Source organism: Chryseobacterium indologenes (assembly GCF_002025665.1).
In the GTDB taxonomy this organism is placed as follows: Bacteria; Bacteroidota; Bacteroidia; order Flavobacteriales; family Weeksellaceae; genus Chryseobacterium; species Chryseobacterium metallicongregator.
This window is the reverse complement of record NZ_CP018786.1, coordinates 3,534,769-3,554,801: the sequence shown is the minus strand read 5'-3', so window position 1 is coordinate 3,554,801 and position 20,033 is coordinate 3,534,769. Positions and strand designations below refer to the sequence as shown.

The window sequence follows — 20,033 nt, the reverse complement described above, 5'->3', positions numbered from 1 at the left end:
AATTAATAAAAATGGATAGTACAGTTTGGGCACTTCTTTTAAGTGCAGTTTCAATAAGTTTTATACATACAGCTTCAGGGCCGGATCATTATCTGCCTTTCATTGTTATTTCCAAATCCAAAAAATGGAGCGGAATGAAAACTGCCATATTAACCGTTGTCTGCGGATTTGGACATGTGTTCAGTTCCCTGATTTTAGGATTTATCGGAGTTTTTCTGGGATGGCAGTTGAATAAAATCTCCTGGTTTCAGGATATCAGAGGGAATTTTTCAGGATGGGCATTGCTGATCTTTGGAGGAGTTTATCTGGTATATGGCCTCATTCAGGCAATCAGAAACAAACCTCACAAACATTTTGATGTGATGGGGGATGATGTTTATGTATATGAACATAATCATAGTGAAATCGTAATGCCTCAAAAAAGAATAAAAGTAACACCGCTTGTACTGTTCATGATTTTCGTGATGGGACCAAGTGAACCTTTGATTCCTTTATTATTCTATTCCGGAGTAAAACATTCTATGTCTGAAATTGCTGTACTGGTTACTTCTTTCACCGCAACAACTGTGTTGACTATGCTTGGAATGGTTCTTTTAGGACGCTATGGTTACTCAACATTATTCAACACTGAAAAACTGGAACGGTATATGGGCGTGGTAAGCGGAGCGGTAGTAACCGTTTGCGGTGTCGGGATGGTCTTTCTTGGATGGTAAACGAGTTTCGGGATGCGAGTGGTAGAGTTTGAGGGTAAGAGAGTATGAGAGTTCGAAGGTTGAAGAAAAAATTGAAGCTAAAAAATGATAGACTTTCAATCTAGTATCTTTTTATCTTAATCTAATCCCCGCCCCTCGCATCTAGTACCTCTAACCCTGAAACTGGCATCTAGCATCTAGCAACAAAAAACAACCATCTAAAATCACTCTACATTATTAATACAATTAAAAAAACTATGGACGAATTTTTCAAAAAACTCCCCTTTATAGACAATATTTTAAAAGGAATCGGGCAGATTATGCTCCAGGAAAACCGATGGACAGGTCTTTTGTTTCTTATAGGAATCTTTATGGGAAGTTGGCAGTGTGGAGTGGCAGTACTGCTTTCAACCGCCGCCGGAACTTTTACTGCGATGAAACTTAACTATACCAAATCTGAAATCAACGCAGGACTTTACGGCTTCAGTGCAGCCCTTGTGGGAGTAGCATTGTCATTTTTGTTTCAGACAACATTCTTGATCTGGATTCTTATCGTATTGGGAGGTGCATTGGCTGCTGTTATTCAGCATTTCTTTATTCAAAAGAAAATTCCGGTATTTACTTTTCCATTTATCATTATCACTTGGGTATTGGTATTTGCGCTCCATCATTTTACGCATATTCCGCCTTCTGCGATGTTAAGTAGTGAAGTTATTCCTACAGAATATGATGATTTTCTTGCTTGTACCAACGGTTTTGGGGAAGTGATATTTCAGGGAGGAATACTTTCAGGAATGATTTTCTTCCTGGCTGTTTTCATAAGTTCTCCCATAGCGGCTTTATATGGATTGGCCGCTTCTATATTGGGAGCAGGATTATCACAATTGAACGGAGAGCCTATCAAAGAAATCCACATGGGATTATTTGGTTTTAACGCAGTACTTTCCGCTATCGTTTTTTCCGGAGTTAAAAAAACGGATGGTTTATGGGTATTGATAGCTGTTCTTATCACCATTGCCATTGATGACGTATTGATAGACAATCACTGTCTGGATATTGTGGGAGGAGTATTTACTTTCCCTTTTGTAGCGGGAACATGGATTACGCTTTTGATTCAAAAAATATTTCTTAAAACAAAAAAATAAAAAGTTAGAGAGTCTTAGAGTTGGAGGGTTTGAGGGTTTGAGAGTGAGATAGTTCAATATTCAAGTTCAAGGTTTAAAGTTTTTTTTCACGATGATTGACCATTCACTTGCGAAACAAAATTCACTATTGATATTACTCTAACCTTAATTTCTAAAATTTAAATATAATTAAACTAAAAAATGAAAATAACAAAAATAGCCGCAGTATTTCTGGTCATGGCATTCAGTGGAAAAATAATGGCGCAGGAAGCAGAAAAACAGTTGCTGATAAAAGATGCAGATGACAAATTTCCCATTGCAGATGCTTTGGTAAAATACGACCACGGAAACAATCATACCCATACGGGAACAGACGGAACATTTGCTGTTCCTGTAAAAACTCTTCCTGATACCCTTGTAATCAGCCGTCAGGGATACGATGAGGTAAAATGGGTGGTGACCAATGATGATGATAAAAATAAAGTTATTTTTTTACAGCATAAGCCTTTTCAGATTTCTGAAGTAGCCATCAATCACAGTTCGTTTTTGTCTGCCATTACCAAGGTTGATCTGAATAAATTCCCGGTAAGCTCAGCGCAGGATTTGTTGAGAAAAGTTCCGGGACTGTTTATTGCACAACATGCCGGAGGAGGAAAAGCAGAACAGCTTTTTCTAAGAGGATTTGATGCCGATCACGGTACCGATGTAAGTGTGAATGTAGACGGAATGCCCGTGAATATCGTTTCCCATGCCCATGGTCAGGGATATTCTGATCTGCACTTTGTGATTCCTGAAACGGTCAATAATATCGATTTTGGAAAAGGAGCTTATTACATGGATCGTGGAGACTTTAATACAGCCGGATATGTAGATTTTCAGACCTACAATGGGTTGAAAAACAGTATGATTAAGCTGGAAGGAGGTTCTTTCAACTCCAAAAGAGTGTTGGGAATGTTCAATATTCTGCATGATGATCTGGGAAGAAAAAATGCTTACATAGCTGCAGAATACAATTATACAGACGGCCCTTTTGATGTAAAACAGAATTTTAACAGAGTCAATATCTTCGGAAAATACAACCAGTGGCTTACGGATAAAGACTATTTCAACATCCAGTTCTCAACATTCAATTCTTCATGGAATGCTTCCGGACAAATTCCGGAACGTGCTGTAGATGAGGGAATCATCGGACGATGGGGAAGTATTGATCCTACAGAAGGCGGAAAAACTTCCAGAACAAACCTTCAGATGAACTTTAAGCACATTATTTCTCCTTCCGAGCAGATTGATGCCATGGCTTTCTATTCAAAATACAATTTCAACTTGTATTCTGATTTTACCTTTAATTTAAAAGATAAAGAGCATGGTGATGAGATTCAGCAGACGGACGGAAGAAATATTTACGGAGCTGAAGTAAAGTATACAAAGACTTTTTCCTTGGCTAACAGTTCTTTAAACTGGACGTCAGGAATCGGATTAAGAAATGATGATATTAATACGCTCCAGCTTAATCACGTTTATCACAGGGATCTTCTGCTGGACAGATTATCAGATGTGACGGGAACAGAAACCAATCTTCATGCGTATTCAGGATTGATATGGAAAGTCGGAAAATGGACCATCAATCCGGCTTTGAGAGTAGATCATTTTATTTTCAACATGCATAATCTGCTGGATGTGGAACAATTGCCATCCGGACAATCAAAAGAAGCAACAAGGCTTAGTCCAAAATTGAATTTCTCATACGCTCAGAATGACAATGTGATGTGGTTCCTGAAAACAGGAATGGGCTTTCACTCCAATGATCTGAGAGTGGTTGTTCCCAATAAAAATGAAAATACGCTTCCATACTCTATAGGTGCGGATTTCGGGGTAAGATTACACCCGTTCAAATCTTTGATCATTACTCCGGCCTTATGGTATATGGATCTTCAGCAGGAATTTGTATATGTAGGTGATGATGCCGTAGTAGAGCCTTCCGGAAAATCAAGACGTTTTGGTGCTGATCTTGGAGTTCGCTTCCAGCCACTGGAGAACTTTTATCTGAATGCAGATATCAATTATTCCCACGCAAGATTTACCGAAGAAGAGAAAGGCCAGGATTATGTTCCATTGGCTCCGGTAGTTACCAGTACAGGATCTGTGAACTGGGATTTCCTGAATGGTTTTTCTCTGGGACTTCAGTACAGATATCTGGGAGCAAGACCTGCCGTAGAAGATAACAGTATCAGAACGAAAGCCTATTTTGTGAATGATTTGATGCTTTCCTATAACCGTCAGAAATGGGGTGCAAATGTTCAGCTGAACAATCTTTTCAATGTAAAATGGAATGAAGCCCAGTTTGCAACTGAAACACAGCTAAAAGGAGAAGCAGAACCTATTACAGATCTTACCTACACACCGGGAAGCCCTTTTGGAGTGAGAGTAGGAGTGTACTACAAGTTTTAAATTGGGAGAGTTTGAGAGTGTGATGATTTAAGAATGAAGAGATCTTCAAATTAGTGCATTCTCAAATTTTCAAATTCTTTAATTTCTGCATTGCAAATTTTGTATAACTTTAAATAATCATAACAAGGATATGGAAGTGCTATCCAATTTTCAATATAAAAAGCTTTTTCTGCCCAATATTACTGACAAGATATTAGCTAACAATGCTGATATACAGCTGTATCGGATAGAAAATTATCTTAAAGGTATTCTGATGCCGGTCATTCCGTACCGTACCACATTCAATTTTATTATTTTCGTTACTAACGGCCATATCAGACAGTATCTTGAAAATAAAGAATATCATGCTGAAAAAGGAGGTGTGATTTTTATTAAGCAAGGAACAATTACTGCAACTGTTGAATTATCAGATGATATTGAAGGATTCTTCCTTGCTTATGAAAATAATATTCTGTCTGAACAGGAACTTCCAAAACATAAAAGCAGTATTTTCTTCATGACTCCCTTCCTGAATCTGGACAGCCTGACGTATGGCACCATTACTCAGCTTCTCCCGATTATGGAACAGGAATTATGGTTGAATAACCTCAATGTTAATGATGTCGTAGTAACTATGCTTCATCTTATTTTAATCAAAATGCTCAGCACAGATTCTGACAACCATCACAAATCTGCAACCCGTCCGATGGAGCTGTCTCTTCAGTTCCGGGATCTTTTGTTTAAATATCATGTGGGGGAAAAAAGAGTGGCTTTTTATGCGGACAAACTGTCTGTTACGGAAAGTTATCTGAATAAATGTGTAAAAGGAGTAACTCAAAAATCTCCCAAACAGTGGATCAATGAGATTGATATCAATTATAGCAAAGCATTACTTCACTCCAGTAAAGATATTGCAGAGATTGCCTACGAACTGAACTTTCATACCGCATCTCATTTTACCCAGCTTTTCAAAAAAATTGCAGGAATTACGCCGAAGGAATACAGGGTTCAGTTCTTGAACAATAGTAGAATTTCTGTCTGATATAAAGAATAGAATTTGTGTAATGTCAATAGTCAATCTTTGCTGCGCAAGTGAATAGTCAATGAGTTGATGAAGTACAGAATAAAAAATTCACTGCGAAGCAAATTCACCATTCACTATTGATTGGGTTCCCTTACATTTTCTCGTTTTCCAGGATCTTCAGAACCAGTCTTTCCTCTTTTGTCAGATCGGCTTTTCCATCATTTTCTTCTATAACTTCCAGTTCATCAAGATATTTTTTGATGGTATTATTCTCGTAAAGGTTGATAACTAAAGGATGAACATAATACTTTCTGCAAACCGTCGATGTATTTCCCAGGTGTTCTGCAACAATGTCCAGGGCTTCTTTTACTTTTTTCTTGTATTGAGTGTTATTTTCAGCATATCCTATTTCTTTGAAAGCGATCAAAGCACTTACCGTTCCGGACCATGTTCTGAAATCCTTAGCGGTAAAATCCTCGCCACTGATCTCTTTGATATAATCGTTCACCATTCCGGAATCTACAGAATGACGGTTTCCTTCATCATCAAAATATTGAAAAAGTTCTTTCCCGGGAATATCCTTACATTTCTGAATAAGCCTTGCCAGCCTTTTACTCTTGAGGTCAATTTGATGCATAACACCTTTCTTTCCTTTAAAAGAAAAAGTGATTTTCTGGCCGTTTATTTTTACATGCTTATCCCTTAATGTGGTAAGACCAAAAGAACCATACAGTTTTTCATATACATTATTCCCGATACGGATATTGGTTCTTTGCATAAGGCTTACAATTAAGGCCAGGATTTTTCGTTTCTCAAAATTTCTCAGGGCGAGATCCTGTTCTACATGCAGACGAATGTCCGGTAATGCATACCCGAACTGAAGCATTCTATAAAATTTTGTATGATTTCTTAAAGCGCTCCACAGAGGATGGTAGCGGTATTGTTTTCTTTGTTTTACATCAAAGCCTGTTGCCTGAAGATGGCCGTTATCAAGAGCACAGATCCATACATTTTCCCAGGCAGGAGGAATGACCAGTTTATTGATCCTTGTAATTTCTTCTTTATCCTTTATTTTCTCCCCATCTTTATAATAGGAATATTTCTTTCCGGTTTTTTTACGAATAATTCCGGCGGTTTCTGCATCGGTGGTATATACAAGATGTACCGCCTTTGCAGAAGCTTCCGGGTCCTTCATTATTTTAACAATTTTTGAAGGCTTAAGGTGAGAAATCATCTCCAAATCTGTATTCTTCTCCATAAAACATGGTTAAGAGTTTTTACCCTTCGAAAAAATCAGTAAAAGAATCCCTACTATCACACAGACTAAGATTATTCCCCACCACATTCCTGCCTTAAAAATCGTTTCTACGGCTTCACAACTTGTAAGTGTCATTACACTTAATATCATAATACTGTAAAAGCTCCATTTTTTCATAGGTATCTATTTTTGTGGGTGTGCTAAATTCTGAGTCGGTCAGCTCTCCATTTTTTGATAGACCTTTTAATTTCATCTCCTGAGATGTTTTCATGAAGCGCTCTGTATAAAAACTCTTTGAATTCATCATCATAAGTAAATCTCAATGCAGCAATCTGATCGAATTTCAGTTTCTCAGCAGTTTCATCAGATCTTTTATTGAAGATCTCAAAATAACGCTGTTTAAATTCAAGAACCACCATACGGTTTTGAAGTCCCAGTGCATAATGCTGCCGTGTCATAAATGCCAGATAAAAAAGCAAAAAAATCACAACAGAAAAAAGTATCCAGATCAGTTGATTTCCGGGATCATCCCAGATTTTATAAATTCCTAAAATCTCCAATATAATAAGCAATGGAAGATAAATAAAATGATGTGGCGGATAAAATTTTCTGTGGTTATTGTAGTTTTGCTGTTTCATGAAGTAAAATGAAGCAATAATCCTTCCAAAAATTTATTATTTTGATAATGTGGTAGTTTTTTTTACTTAAAAATGATTTATTTTATGAAATATGTTTAGTGGTTTGATTTTTTTAGACCTCTTTAACAATAAAGAATTATTAAGCAAAATAGCGGATATATTTACCTTTCCGACATCAAATTTTTTGTAACTTTCGGTGGTTAAAAATAAAAAGAATGACTTCAAAGGAAAAAGTTGCTGCGCTTCGTGAAGAAATGCAGAAAAATAATGTTGATGCATTTATAGTATATTCTGCAGACCCGCATATGAGCGAATACCTTCCTGAAGAATGGCAGGAGAGAGCTTGGCTGTCAGGTTTCTTAGGTTCTGCCGGTTTCGTGGTGATTACCAAAGATAAAGGTGGACTTTGGACAGATGGAAGATACTTTACACAAGCTGCTATTGAGCTGAAGGATTCCGGAATTGATCTTTTCAAAGATGGAATGGAAGGAACTCCCAATTATATCGACTGGATTATTTCGGAAATTCCAGCAGGCGGTAAAGTGGCGGTAAATGCTGTTGCAGCTTCTCATGCTAACTGGGAACTGCTTTCTCAAAAATTCAATTCCAAAAATATTACACTGGCAGATGTTCCGCTTTTAAAAGAAGTCTGGAAAGACAGAGGAACTCCATCTGCTAATCCTATTTTCGTACATCCGATAGAAAGAGCCGGGAAATCAGTATCCGATAAAATCTCTGCAATCCGTCAGAAAATGGAAGAGCAGGAAGCTACCGTACACATTATATCAAGTCTTGATGATGTGGCCTGGACAGTGAATCTGAGAGGAAGTGATGTAGAAAGCAATCCTGTATTCTTAGGATATATTGTGATTACTAAAAATGATGCTGTTTTATTCACAGGATTAGAGAAAATGGAAGTGGCTGCAAGAAAACAAATGGATGATTCCTTTGTAAAAATGATGCCTTACGAAGAATTCTACAATTACCTGAAGACCTTCAAAAACGAAAAAGTTCTGGTTTCTCCGAACAGCAACCAACAGATTTTTGAAACATTAAAAACTGACAATCAGTTTATCAAAGCTTCCGTTCCCGGCAACCTGATGAAAGCCCAGAAAAATGAAACTGAGCTGGAAGGTTTCAGAACAGTAATGGTAAGAGACGGAGTAGCAATGGTGAAATTCCTTTATTGGCTAACGCACAATGCAGGAAAAGAAGCCATGAATGAGTTTTCTATCGGACAAAAACTGAGAGGCTTCCGTGCAGAAGGTGAAAATTTTGTCGGAGAAAGTTTCGGGTCTATCGTAGGATATAAAGACAATGGTGCTATCATGCACTATTCTGCCAAAAAAGAAGGAAGCAAAGAAGTGACCAACGAGGAGACCATCCTGGTAGATTCAGGAGGTCAGTACCTTGAAGGAACTACAGATATTACAAGAACTTTTGCCTTAGGAACCTCTTCGGAAGAGTTTAAAAGAAATTCGACATTGGTACTACAGGGATTAATCCGTTTATCTATGGTGAAATTCCCGAAAGGAACAAAAGGAGTACATCTTGATGCTATTGCAAGACTTCCGTTATGGATGGAAGGGAAAGATTTCAACCACGGAACAGGACATGGGGTAGGAAGTTTCATGAATGTACACGAAGGACCGCAAAACATCAGGAAAGACCTGAACCCTCAGGAACTTCTTCCGGGAATGGTATGCTCCAATGAACCTGGTTACTATCTTGAAGGGCACTATGGAATTCGTCACGAAAACCTGATTGCCGTAAAAGAAGCAGAAAAAACAATTCACGGAACATTCTATGAATTTGAAACATTAACATTCTGTCCGTTCTTCAAAGATACAGTAGTAAAAGAAATCCTTTCAGAAAGCGAAATCGCATGGCTGAACGGTTATCATAAAACATGTGAAGAAAAGCTTGCTCCACATTTGGAAGGAGAAGTTAAAGAATGGTTCCTTCAGTTGGTAAGTCCTCTTTAATAAAGATTCAAGGTGAAAGCAGATGACAATCATAACGTTAAACCTTGAATGGTAAACAGTAAACTGAATATTGTTAGATAATCCAAAGTCCTGTAAGGTATTTCCTGCAGGGCTTTTCTTTTTATACAACCGTATTTTTACGGATATAATTCCAGGGATTCCACTGATGCGTAAAAAATAGGGTTGACCTATCTTTGTTACAACAAAACATCATTCATATCTTCATAAATAACTCAAGTAAATTCAAAACGGTAGATCATCTCGTCCTGAGATGATTTTTTTTATTTATTTTCGCTGAAACTTATTTGATATCATGGAACGTGAATATTTCCGAAGCTTTAATCTGTTTTCAGAAGATGAAATTGAAGAATTTCTGAAGTTTTCTGAGTTCAGACTTATCCGTAAAAATGATTATTTCATACAGGAAGGAGAGCTTTGCAAAGAAGTAGGATTGGTGAAGTCTGGTATTTTCCGTTCTTTTTATACTTCTGATGAAGGAAAAGATATGACGTATTGCTTCAGGTTTCCCAATCATATGATAGCGGCCTATTCATCATTTGTTTCAGGTTGCCCAAGCAAAGAAAGTATGCAGGCCATTACCAATGCAGAGCTGATTATCCTTAAAAAAGATGCTGTAGATGAACTCGTTCAGAACAGTCTTAACTGGACAAAGTTTTTAAAAATCATTGCAGAGCAGGAATATCTTGAACTTGAAACACGGTTTTTTCAGCTGCAAAGAGACAGTGCTGCCCAGCGTTACGAAACATTAGTAAAAAAACATCCTGATTATATTCAAAATATTCCATTACAGTATCTGGCTTCTTATCTGGGCATTACCCAACGCCACCTGAGCCGTATCAGAAAGGAAATTTCTTTTTAGACATTTGTCCTGCTTATTGAAATTGGAGCGCTCTACTTTTGTCAAAAAAAGTTATGGAGCAAAATATTCTTATAATTGGAGGAAATGGACTGGTAGGTAAAACAATTTCCCGTATACTGAAATCAAGAAATCCTCATCTTACTGTTTTTATCGGGGGAAGAAAAGGAGGAAAAACAGATAAAGATCTGAAGATTGATGTTACAGATCCTTCATCTTTTAAAATTATTTCCGACAAAAAAATACACCTCATTATTCTTTCTGTGAATGATAAAGAAGATCATGTACTACGTTTTGCCATTGATCATCAAATAGATTATCTGGATATTACAAAACCTACTCCGGCTTTGGTGAAAGCTTATGATATTGCAGGGAAATCAGATATAAACAGTAGAATTGTCTTCAGTTCCGGCTGGATGGGTGGGATTGTCCCAGGATTGGCTAATATCCTTTCAGACTCAGGAGATATTAATGAAGTAAAACTCTTTGTCTATTATTCCGTAAAGGATCGTGCAGGCGAGAGTTCAGCTCACTTTATGGCAGAAAATGTAGGCGTTCCTTTTGTACATTATAAGAATGACAAACCGGTTTCCATCAGACATTTCCTGGATACAGAAGCTTTTAATTTTTCCTTTGGAATAGGGAAAAGAAGTGCTTATAATTTTGATGTGCCGGATCTGTATATTCTCAACAAAGTGGAAAGAATTTCTGATGTGAGTGTGAAGATGACCTACAACTCAAAATTCATTACCTGGCTGTTGGGTTCTTTTCAGTATCTCAGAATCTATAATATTTTATCTTTAAAAGAACGAAAAATGATTTTTGGATCCAGTGGTAACGGGGATCAGGCAGTCTTTGAAATTGTAGTTGATGATCAGTCAGGACAAAAGAAACTAAGTTTGAAGAGTGAAAAAGGACAGGCGGAATTAACCGCTTTATCTGCTGTTCTGCATACCGAAGAACTGTTGAGAAATCCTCATGAAAACAAGGTCTATTTCAGCCATCAGCTGCATGAGCCTTTATCATTAATGGCACAGCTTAATGCCTATGATTCCATCAATATTAATATAACACGATGAAAAAAATAGTCATTATCAACGGACATCCCAATAAAGATTCTTTCAATTTTGGGATAGCAGAAGCTTACAGATCAGGAGCAATAGAAGCAGGAGCTGAGGTAAAAGAAATAGTAATAAGGGATTTACACTTCAATCCCAATTTACAGTTTGGATATCAGAAAAGAATGGAGCTTGAGCCGGATTTGCTGAAAGCCTGGGAAATTATTCAATGGGCAGATCATTTGGTCTGGGTACATCCGGTTTGGTGGGGAGGATTTCCTGCTTTAATGAAAGGATTTATAGACCGACTTTTTTTACCTGGAATGGCTTATAAATACCGTGAAAATTCGGTATGGTGGGATAAACTTTTAAAAGGCAAAACAGCCCATATCATAACAACATTAGACCAACCGGGATGGTATTACCGTCTGTTTTTTGGCAGGCCTAGTGTAAATCAGCTTAGAAAATCTATTTTAGAATACTGTGGAGTAAAACCGGTGAAGGTGACTTATATTGGAATTATCAGAAATTCTAAAGAGGAGCAGCGATCCAAATGGTTGAGAAAAGTGAAGGAATTAGGAAGGAAACAGAAATAACCCGCACAATATTTTTAGGTATTGAGCAATGATAACTTTATCCGGTAATAATTGTTTTTATTATCAGATAAAGTTTCATTGTTAAAGTGAAAAAACTTTATTTCTCCATTTTTACAATCCTTTTTTACCTTCAATCCAATATGCCTGTGATTTGATACATTTTGGTGATACACCTCTGGCTTTAAGAAATTTTCTGATTAATGACATTCTTTCTCCGTTTCCTGTAAGATAAAACACAACTTCATCATCAGAAATAGATTCTTTTTCTTCTCTCAGAAAGTCATTCAAGGCTTCAATCATTCTCATGGTATTATTTTTGGGACTGTGATACCCATATAAATTAAGTTTTTCCAGAGCGGAACACTCATCCAGTTCATGAAGACAAATGAATAAAGAACCACATTCCTCTACGGCTTCCTTGATGGAAATAGAACTTCCCAAAGAAGTTTCATCACCCACAGAAAAATGAATTTTAGCATCAGGAGTAAAAAATTGTTTTCCTCTGGGCATTAAAAGCTTGATGGAAGCTCCTTTTACGAGTTGAGTGATAAAATTACTTCCCGCAGCAGACATATCATGCAAATGAAACAAAACATCGAAAGTTCCTGCTTCTTTGTTAAAATTAAAAGGAGAATAATTCCTGAAATCCCTATCGTTGATCCTTATTCCAATGGCATAGGCTGGTTCATAAAGTACATCCTGTAATTCAGTTTCAAAGCGTATCAGTCGAAGATCATTTGTAATCTGTTCTATATGGCTAACGGTACATTCTTTAAATTTGGAGGACCAAACATTTTCTACGGTGTCATTGATCCATTTTGGTAGGCTTGGCATAAATTATTTTTATTGCAAAGGACGTTGCAAAATCATAAAATACCGATAGCGGTTTCGGGGAATTAATTGGACTATTCGTGGTTGGTTCTCTATTGGTGCTGATTCCGGAATTCTGATGGAGATTGATCTTCCAGTTTGGAAAATAAACGACTGAAATAGGTGTGATCACTATATCCAAGCTCATAAGCCACTTCTTTTATACTCAGATTGGTAAAGACCAGTAATCTTTTGGCTTCAATCAAAATTTCCTGATGAATCCAGTGTTGCGCAGGCTTTCCTGTAACTTCACGAACCGTTTCCGTTAAATATCCTCTTGTGATATGTAAAGCTGCTGCATATTCAGATGGACTTTTCATGGTTTTAAAATCTTTCCGAACCAAAATTCTGAATGCTCTTGACAACTGTAAAGCACGGTTTTCATCTGAAGCCGGAGAAATATTCTTCCGGGAATACATCAGAGCAAACATTCCGAGAAAAGCATTAAGTAGCGATTGAACGATGAGAAATCCTTCTTTAGTGGAAAGCATTTCGTTCGTATAGGAAGCATGAAGCAGACTTGCTGTTGTATTAATCTTTTTGACAAGACTTCTATCCATAGGCAGCGGTTGTATTTCACCCAACGATTCATCAAAAAAAGAACGCACTGTGTCAGGAACAAGTTCTGCTTTTACCGCCACAAACCATCCACAGACTTCCTTCATTAAAAGTCCCTGATGTACCTGCCCAGGCAATACACAGAAAATAGTGGATTCTCTGGCTTCAACTGTTTTAAAATCAACCATCATTCTTACATGACCACTTTCCATGCAGGTAAAAATATAATGACTGTCTCGGTGTATGCCTTTGTCCAGAAGAATATCCCCGGCATCATGAGTCCTTTTATCCATCCTTTTGACATGGAACTGATGATGGGTAATACCGTTTAAATCATAGGTGGGAATGGTCTGTTTCATCTTTAAACCTGTTGTGATGAGGATAATACGCAACGGTAAAATTACGTATTTTCACGGTTTTACATTCGGAATATTAATCTCAAATTCGCGGTGCATAACCATGATGCTTTCTTCAAGTCAGATTTTATATGAATATACACCGGAATTCGGAACAGAAAGAAACCTGTTCCGGATTTTATTTTGCTTTTGAAAATGCCATTTTTATGGCTAAATAAGTTAATACGCTGGCCATAAACCATTTCTGGACTTTTATCCAGGCCGGATTATTGGAAAAGAATAAGGCAACTCTTGCAGCTGTTAATACAATGATAAAGTTGATGCTGAAGCTGATCAGAACCTGAATGATCCCAAGTTCCAGACTTTGGGTAAATATCGAACCATACTCTGGTTTGATGAACTGAGGAAAGAAAGACAGGTAAAAAACAGCTACTTTCGGATTCAATACATTCGTTAAAAAACCAATGGTGAAAAGCTTTTTCGGACTATCATGGGCAATATTTTTGTCAACATCAAAAATATTTTTGCTTTTCGGTTTTATAGCCTGATAAGCAAAATATAAAAGATAGACAGTTCCCAGTGTTTTAAGAACGGTATACGCAAGCGGAACAGCCAGTAAAACAGCGGTGAGACCAAAAGATACCATGATGATATGGAACAAAAATCCGCAGACAACTCCGGCTAATGAGATAAACCCGGACTTTTTTCCCTGCGTTATAGACTTTGAAATCAGATAAATCATATTTGGACCAGGACTGATTACTAAAATAAGTGCGGCCAGAATGAAAAATATAAGTTCGTGAAATGGAATCATGTTAGTACATTTAAATGAGGAGGTCTCCGGTGCAAAGATAAGAGGTATTTCCGGTTTAAATTTTCAGAGACACAAGAAAAAGTATTTTTTTTAAAAATTATATTTTATTTTCCACCTGAATGTGATTTAAAAAATAGATCAGTCTGTTTTTTTTGTAAATTTCAACTCATAAAATAATTATCATTCACAAATAAATATTATCATGACTACTGAAAACATCTTTGAAGCTATCAGAAAATGGAAACATCTTATTGATTCTTACAAAAACGGAATTGATACAAATGGAGCAGAAATTTTGAATTATTTGAATCAGGGAACTCACTTCAGCGTTTCAGGTGAAGACATTGAACAATGGAAAAGAAATCTTGGAACTACAGAGATCCCAATGATCCATGCCTATGTGGGAATTCATGAAGGTAAGCTGAAATTTTTTCTCATTGATTCTAAAAGTGATAAAGACGCACATTTCAATACCATTCTTATAAAAGACTTTTTAGCAGAATTCAGTGAATCAAAAATAGAAAGCAGTAATAATATGGTGATAGATGTTCCTCCTATTACTGCGGAATCAGCCATTAACCGTAGTTTCAGATGGAATATGTTTGGAAGTTCGTGGCTGCAGGCTCAGAAAACAGAAGATATTTTTCAATTGATTTCCATACCGTTTTCAGATTATGAAAATATAGGAATTACAGAAGGGCAGACATGTACCAGTTTCTTTGGACTTACAAATGATCTGGAAAAAAAAGACCCCGACTTCCCTTATCATATCGAAATCATTACAGTGAAAAGTCTGGCCATTAATCATATGAGCGAGACTGCTGAAAATTATTCTACACCAAGGCCTCCTTTTACGATTATTGATACTCTTAATGATTATCAACTTCTGAAGCAAAGTACCAGTGTTTTCGTATAACAGCCTATCCCTGTATTTACAAATTATGATTAACCTGGTCTTATGTACCGGATTGATTGTACTGATAAAAGAAGGGATCAAAACAAAACTTCCTGTGATTATATTGCTCTCAGGAGAATTGATGCTGGAGCTGACGGACTTAACGGACCGGCTGATGAAATTAAATACACTCAATATCTACAATTATACATTGAGTCAGTTTTTTGGTTTGATGATTCTTACTGTGATTTATAACCATTATTATATCCAGCTTTCCCTGAAATTAAGATGGATGATCTATTGTTATGCTATATTGGCATTGATTACTAACCTGTTATATGTGGAAAACGATACACGGATTACTTTTTATTCCAATATTATCACCAGTATTATTATTTGTAGCTATGCCGCTTCTTATTTTATGAAAATCATTAGGGAAGGCAGGGCAGACAGGGATATGTTTATTGTGAACATCCTTGTATTCTTGTTTTTTTCTATAGAATGTATCATATCCACTACCTTTAATTTTTTAATCAGCAATCATCTGAGTTGGGTAGCACCTATCTGGCTTTTTAGAGGGATCTTACTATTGTCTTTTTATATAGCATTTATTAATCTGGGATGTGGCGTTGGGAAAATCAGGATCAGATAGTTCTATGGATATGGATCGGTATTGGGCTGTTTTTTTTAACAACGCTATTCATTACGTTATTGGTGATTAATTATTTGAAAAGTATAAAGAAAAACAAACAGAAGGTTTCAAGGCTGGTCCGGAATACCCAAAAGGAATATTGGGACAACATGCTGCTTTGGCAGGAACAGGACAGGGAACGCCTGGCAGAAGAACTTCATGATAATATTATTTCACAATTGAATCTTATCCGTTTGAATATCAATGATAAAAAACCGGAAGATCTTAATCATGATTTAAAAAAATCGATGCAGCTGATAAGGGAGTTATCTCATAATCTTACGCCACCTGATCTCGATGAGATAGAGCTGGAAGATTTAATTGCAGATTATCTTGATCAGATCAATAAAAATATAGAGGTTATTTTCCGCCATATGACGATAAGGACAACCATCAGTAACCCTGTAAAACTTAACCTTTTCAGAATTATTCAGGAATTAATTACCAATATTTTAAAACATGCTGAAGCTACCAGAGTGGATGTCTCCTTAAGAATCTCTCTGAACTATTTAATATTAACCATAGAGGATAATGGTCGTGGATTCGCCATTGAAAAACAATCAGGAGGTATTGGGCTGAGGAATATTCAGTCCAGAGCACAAAAAATTAAAGCAATTTATAAACTTAAAACCCAGCCTGAAAAAGGCACAAAATTCATTGCCTGTATGGCCATACAATAAAAATAAACATGGAACACTCAAAAATTAAAATCGGAATTGTAGATGATGATCTGCTGTTTGTACAGCTTTTGAAAAATTATATTGAAAATAATGGAGACTATCAGGTTATCCTGACTTCTACAGGAGGATATCAGTTTCTTGCGGAGCAGGATTCTAATTCTTTAGATATACTTATTCTGGATCTGAGGATGACCAATGGCGATGGAATTGAAGTCATGGCTGAACTTGCCAAAAAAGAAACCGAAACAAAAATCATTGTTCTTTCCAGTTTCTACCGGCGCTCATTTATGGGACAAATGCTGAAAATGGGCGTCCATGCTTTTTTGCCCAAAGAAATTGAACTTGAGGAATTATTATCGGTTATCAAAACGGTTTATCATAAAGGACATTATTTCTCCAATGACCAGATTGATGTCATGAGAACCCAGCTTTCCAATAAGCTTCCGGAATTTCATGCATTCTCCAAAAATGAACTGACGGACAGAGAGATTGATGTTCTAAAATTGGTTTGCCAACAGTTGAGCACCAAAGAAATTGCAGATTCATTGTTTATTTCACCCAAAACAGTAGAAACTCACAAGACCAATCTGATGATCAAAACCGGAGTGAAAAATATGGCCGGACTTGTTATTTATGCTGTACAGAATAAGGTGATAGATCCGGATGAAATTGTATTATTTGATAAATAGTTTGATCCAAAAAGAATCAGGGAGCACATTGATGTACTCCCTGATAACAAGAAATCTAAAAACACTATAATTTAGGATGTAAAATTTTAGCAATAGAAACTGCATCTGCCACAGTATCCAGGCTGTAGATCTGGATTACACCCTGTGTAGTGGCTGCCTGGCCTAAAATGTTCTGTTGGTTTTGTGCATTCACAGCATTTTCAAACATAATTCCTGTAGAATGGGCAGCTGATTGATATACGTTGGCAAGAGCCATTGCAGGAGATTCTCCTACTACTTTTACGTTCGATTGCGTTACTGCATCTGTGATTTGTTCGTTTACTGGCATAATGATTATTGTTTATTTGGGTTAAAAACAACCGGAATTTCCGGTTGTTCGGATAATGGTATTTAAGCTGTTCGCAAAAAGTGATTACGGATTAAGGATCTTTGCAATTGAAACTGCATCGGCAACTGTATCAAGGCTGTAGATCTGTGCGATACCTTGCGTAGTAGCCGCTTGAGTAACAATGTTTTGCTGGTTCTGAGTATTCACTGCATTTTCAAACAGGATTCCTGTAGAATGTGCTGCTGATTGATATACGTTGGCCATAGCCATTGCTGGAGATTCAGCTACTACTTTTACGTTGGATTGCGTTACTGCGTCTGTGATTTGTTCGTTTACTGGCATAATGATTATTGTTTATTTTGGTTTAAAAAACAACCGGAGTTTCCGGCTGTTCGGATAAGGATATAAGCTCTTGGCAAAATGGGATTACGGAGTAAGGATTTTAGCAATAGAAACCGCATCGGCTATCGTATCCAGGCTGTAGATTTGAGTAACCCCTTGTGTAGTGGCTGCCTGAGTAACAATATTTTGTTGATTTTGAGTGTTAATTGCATTTTCAAACATAATTCCTGTGGAATGTGCTGCAGATTGATACACGTTACTTAGAGCCATTGCAGGAGATTCTGCTACTACTTTTACGTTGGATTGAGTTACTGCGTCTGTGATTTTTTCGTTTACTGGCATAATGATTATTGTTTATTTGGATTAAAATCACCGGGTTTTCCGGCGGGTTAATTTATCTGCGGTCTGCAGAATAGGTTTAAGGTTTAAGAATTTTAGCAATAGAAAGCGCATCAGCGATGGTATCTTTACTGTAGATTTGAGTTACACCCTGTGTAGTGGCTGCCTGGGTAACAATATTATGTTGATTTTGAGCGTTCGTTGCATTTTCAAACATAATTCCTGTAGAATGTGCAGCAGATTGATACACATTACTTAACGCCATGGCAGGTGATTCTGCTACTACTTTTACGTTAGACTGCGTTACCGCGTCTGTGATTTGTTCATTAACTGGCATAATGAGTAAGGTTTATTGGGTTAAAACAACCGGGCTTTCCGGTTGAGGTCATTACTTTGATCAAATAGCTTAAAAATTAAGGCTTAAGGATCTTCGCAATAGAAACTGCGTCTGCTACAGTATCCAGGCTATAGATTTGCAGAATACCCTGAGTGGTTGCTGCCTGGCCTAAAATGTTCTGTTGATTTTGCGTATTTACCGCATTTTCAAACATGATTCCTGTAGAATGTGCTGCAGATTGATACACGTTGGCCAAAGCCATTGCAGGAGATTCTCCTACTACTTTTACGTTCGATTGCGTTACTGCGTCTGTGATTTGTTCATTAACTGGCATAATTGTAATTGTTTTTTTTGAGATCTGATCTCGGTTAATAAATTATTGAGGTAAACTAGTTTTATGTTGGAGTTTTAAACTCACCACAGATCCTGCAGATGAATATATTTCAAAAGCATTGGTATTAACAGGTTATGAATAAATTGGATCTGAGGGTGGCTCTGAATACAATGGTTGAAACCCTATCTGTAAAATCTGCGCGAGTTTAAAGCATATTTTTTTGTAAAAGGATGCGGTCCTTATTTTTAATATCTGTCTCAAAAATAAATTCCTGCTGCAGGTATACTGGCAATGCCGGATTCCTTTGGGCTAAAGACGGATTCTGAATGATTGCTTTTGGGCATTGACAGCATCTGAAAAGCGGTGCGAGAATAAATGCTGACCTGATTGTATTATGCTGAGGGCACCGGATTTCATCTTTGCAGGGAAATAAACCGCATCTGTAGTTTTTAAAGACCTGGATTAAAAACGTTCTTTTTTAATGGCTTCCATTTGCTTGAGCTTTATATTTTTTGGACTCATTTTTTTTAATCCCATCACATAATGGCTGATACCGGTTATGGCATTCCGTTGTTGGTTCAATGCAGAATTGATCTGCATTTGTCCGGTGGAGTGTGCGCTTACCTGTGTGGAAATAGCCTGAGGTACAGCGGTAGACATTCCTGTAACTATCGTATCAATTTCGTTCATATTTATTTGTTTTGGTGGTTCTAAGTTTGGATGTTGCCTAATCTTGTATTCAGCTTATTCATTCGCTCCATTATTTTAAGTTCTTTCTCTTTTACCTTTGCTGTTGAGGCTTCCTGTAGTTTTTTAAGCTGTTCTTCATAATTCATTACAGGAGTTTCAGGCGGTGGAGGAGTGACCAGAGGAACAGGAGCTGCTTCATGCTGTTTTACAGCTTCTTCAAGTTTTTCCAGAAGAGGAGCCAGTGACTTCATGGTCTCTTTGATGGCTTTTTCCTTGATGTAATTGATGATTTCATCTTCATGTCTTAAAACAAAAGGCATGATTTCTTTTTCTACCATTTCAGGTTCTGTCACAGGCACAGGCGGCTTGGGAGCGGGAGCTTTCTTACGGATTTTTCTGCGCATACGTTTTATTTTTATGGGTAAAAACAT

General features: G+C 37.0%; 25 protein-coding genes. 12 read left to right on the top strand and 13 right to left on the bottom strand.

The window, feature by feature from the left end; translation table 11 throughout:
- Positions 1–11: 11 nt before the first annotated feature.
- The 4 genes from BUE84_RS15925 to BUE84_RS15910 all read left to right on the top strand — a co-directional run bounded on the left by BUE84_RS15925 (position 12) and on the right by BUE84_RS15910 (position 5,285).
- Positions 12–713, top strand: coding sequence for a hypothetical protein (locus BUE84_RS15925; RefSeq protein WP_079242526.1), 702 nt, complete (start codon positions 12–14; stop codon positions 711–713).
- Positions 714–949: 236 nt separating this feature from the next.
- Entirely contained in the window at positions 950–1,837 is an 888-nt protein-coding gene (locus BUE84_RS15920; RefSeq protein WP_079242525.1) for an urea transporter, read from the top strand.
- 180 nt (positions 1,838–2,017) lie between these two features.
- Entirely contained in the window at positions 2,018–4,264 is a 2,247-nt protein-coding gene (locus BUE84_RS15915; RefSeq protein ID WP_079242524.1) for a TonB-dependent receptor, read from the top strand.
- Positions 4,265–4,394: 130 nt separating this feature from the next.
- On the top strand, positions 4,395–5,285 hold the full coding sequence (locus tag BUE84_RS15910) for a helix-turn-helix domain-containing protein (protein WP_079242523.1): 891 nt from the start codon (positions 4,395–4,397) through the stop codon (positions 5,283–5,285).
- Positions 5,286–5,418: 133 nt separating this feature from the next.
- On the opposite strand, the gene BUE84_RS15905 is transcribed toward BUE84_RS15910, so the two are convergent.
- The 3 genes from BUE84_RS15905 to BUE84_RS15895 are packed head-to-tail and all read right to left on the bottom strand — an operon-like array spanning position 5,419 to position 7,163.
- Positions 5,419–6,525: a DNA topoisomerase IB gene (locus BUE84_RS15905; protein WP_079242522.1), complete on the bottom strand. Its 1,107-nt coding sequence runs from the start codon at positions 6,523–6,525 to the stop codon at positions 5,419–5,421.
- Between the two features lie 9 nt (positions 6,526–6,534).
- A complete protein-coding gene (locus BUE84_RS15900; RefSeq protein WP_079242521.1) occupies positions 6,535–6,702 on the bottom strand; it encodes a phosphatidate cytidylyltransferase in 168 nt (55 codons plus the stop codon).
- Between the two features lie 23 nt (positions 6,703–6,725).
- Positions 6,726–7,163: a DUF6526 family protein gene (locus BUE84_RS15895; protein ID WP_079242520.1), complete on the bottom strand. Its 438-nt coding sequence runs from the start codon at positions 7,161–7,163 to the stop codon at positions 6,726–6,728.
- Between the two features lie 215 nt (positions 7,164–7,378).
- On the opposite strand from BUE84_RS15895, the gene BUE84_RS15890 reads away from it, so the two are divergent.
- The 4 genes from BUE84_RS15890 (at position 7,379) to BUE84_RS15875 (ending at position 11,679) form a co-directional block, all read left to right on the top strand.
- Positions 7,379–9,148 carry an aminopeptidase P family protein gene (locus BUE84_RS15890; RefSeq protein ID WP_079242519.1) on the top strand — a complete coding sequence of 590 codons (1,770 nt, stop codon included), beginning with the start codon at positions 7,379–7,381 and terminating at the stop codon, positions 9,146–9,148.
- Positions 9,149–9,461: 313 nt separating this feature from the next.
- Positions 9,462–10,028 (top strand): Crp/Fnr family transcriptional regulator, encoded by a 567-nt coding sequence (locus BUE84_RS15885; RefSeq protein ID WP_079242518.1) that lies wholly within the window; start codon positions 9,462–9,464, stop codon positions 10,026–10,028.
- Between the two features lie 53 nt (positions 10,029–10,081).
- A complete protein-coding gene (locus BUE84_RS15880; protein WP_079242517.1) occupies positions 10,082–11,104 on the top strand; it encodes a saccharopine dehydrogenase in 1,023 nt (340 codons plus the stop codon).
- On the top strand, positions 11,101–11,679 hold the full coding sequence (locus BUE84_RS15875) for an NAD(P)H-dependent oxidoreductase (protein ID WP_079242516.1): 579 nt from the start codon (positions 11,101–11,103) through the stop codon (positions 11,677–11,679). Before BUE84_RS15880 ends, BUE84_RS15875 begins: the two co-directional genes overlap by 4 nt.
- Before the next feature lie 111 nt (positions 11,680–11,790).
- On the opposite strand, the gene BUE84_RS15870 is transcribed toward BUE84_RS15875, so the two are convergent.
- The 3 genes from BUE84_RS15870 to BUE84_RS15860 all read right to left on the bottom strand — a co-directional run bounded on the left by BUE84_RS15870 (position 11,791) and on the right by BUE84_RS15860 (position 14,277).
- Positions 11,791–12,513, bottom strand: a complete 723-nt coding sequence (locus BUE84_RS15870) for an FAD-binding oxidoreductase (RefSeq protein WP_079242515.1) — start codon at positions 12,511–12,513, stop codon at positions 11,791–11,793.
- An 89-nt stretch (positions 12,514–12,602) separates the two neighbouring features.
- A complete protein-coding gene (locus BUE84_RS15865) occupies positions 12,603–13,466 on the bottom strand; it encodes a helix-turn-helix domain-containing protein (protein ID WP_079242514.1) in 864 nt (287 codons plus the stop codon).
- A gap of 175 nt (positions 13,467–13,641) precedes the next feature.
- The gene (locus tag BUE84_RS15860) at positions 13,642–14,277 is read right to left on the bottom strand and encodes a LysE family translocator (protein WP_079242513.1); all 636 of its coding nucleotides are present in this window, start codon (positions 14,275–14,277) and stop codon (positions 13,642–13,644) included.
- A 202-nt stretch (positions 14,278–14,479) separates the two neighbouring features.
- Here BUE84_RS15860 and BUE84_RS15855 point away from each other — a divergent pair, with 202 nt between their 5' ends.
- The 4 genes from BUE84_RS15855 to BUE84_RS15840 are packed head-to-tail and all read left to right on the top strand — an operon-like array spanning position 14,480 to position 17,232.
- Positions 14,480–15,193, top strand: coding sequence for a hypothetical protein (locus BUE84_RS15855; RefSeq protein ID WP_079242512.1), 714 nt, complete (start codon positions 14,480–14,482; stop codon positions 15,191–15,193).
- Positions 15,194–15,218: 25 nt separating this feature from the next.
- The gene (locus BUE84_RS15850) at positions 15,219–15,824 is read left to right on the top strand and encodes a hypothetical protein (RefSeq protein ID WP_079242511.1); all 606 of its coding nucleotides are present in this window, start codon (positions 15,219–15,221) and stop codon (positions 15,822–15,824) included.
- Positions 15,794–16,543, top strand: a complete 750-nt coding sequence (locus BUE84_RS15845) for a sensor histidine kinase (RefSeq protein WP_079242510.1) — start codon at positions 15,794–15,796, stop codon at positions 16,541–16,543. Before BUE84_RS15850 ends, BUE84_RS15845 begins: the two co-directional genes overlap by 31 nt.
- Positions 16,544–16,551: 8 nt before the next feature.
- Entirely contained in the window at positions 16,552–17,232 is a 681-nt protein-coding gene (locus BUE84_RS15840) for a response regulator transcription factor (protein WP_079242509.1), read from the top strand.
- 64 nt (positions 17,233–17,296) lie between these two features.
- Here BUE84_RS15840 and BUE84_RS15835 read toward each other — a convergent pair whose 3' ends face one another.
- From BUE84_RS15835 to BUE84_RS15805, 7 genes are all read right to left on the bottom strand, one after another.
- Positions 17,297–17,560: a RebB family R body protein gene (locus tag BUE84_RS15835; protein WP_034697228.1), complete on the bottom strand. Its 264-nt coding sequence runs from the start codon at positions 17,558–17,560 to the stop codon at positions 17,297–17,299.
- An 84-nt stretch (positions 17,561–17,644) separates the two neighbouring features.
- On the bottom strand, positions 17,645–17,902 hold the full coding sequence (locus BUE84_RS15830) for a RebB family R body protein (RefSeq protein WP_034697227.1): 258 nt from the start codon (positions 17,900–17,902) through the stop codon (positions 17,645–17,647).
- An 84-nt stretch (positions 17,903–17,986) separates the two neighbouring features.
- On the bottom strand, positions 17,987–18,244 hold the full coding sequence (locus BUE84_RS15825; RefSeq protein WP_034697225.1) for a RebB family R body protein: 258 nt from the start codon (positions 18,242–18,244) through the stop codon (positions 17,987–17,989).
- Positions 18,245–18,320: 76 nt separating this feature from the next.
- On the bottom strand, positions 18,321–18,578 hold the full coding sequence (locus BUE84_RS15820; RefSeq protein ID WP_034697223.1) for a RebB family R body protein: 258 nt from the start codon (positions 18,576–18,578) through the stop codon (positions 18,321–18,323).
- A gap of 76 nt (positions 18,579–18,654) precedes the next feature.
- Positions 18,655–18,912 carry a RebB family R body protein gene (locus BUE84_RS15815; RefSeq protein ID WP_034697220.1) on the bottom strand — a complete coding sequence of 86 codons (258 nt, stop codon included), beginning with the start codon at positions 18,910–18,912 and terminating at the stop codon, positions 18,655–18,657.
- Between the two features lie 462 nt (positions 18,913–19,374).
- Positions 19,375–19,602: a RebB family R body protein gene (locus tag BUE84_RS15810; protein ID WP_079242508.1), complete on the bottom strand. Its 228-nt coding sequence runs from the start codon at positions 19,600–19,602 to the stop codon at positions 19,375–19,377.
- Between the two features lie 20 nt (positions 19,603–19,622).
- Positions 19,623–20,006, bottom strand: a complete 384-nt coding sequence (locus BUE84_RS15805) for a hypothetical protein (protein WP_079242507.1) — start codon at positions 20,004–20,006, stop codon at positions 19,623–19,625.
- Positions 20,007–20,033: the final 27 nt, after the last annotated feature.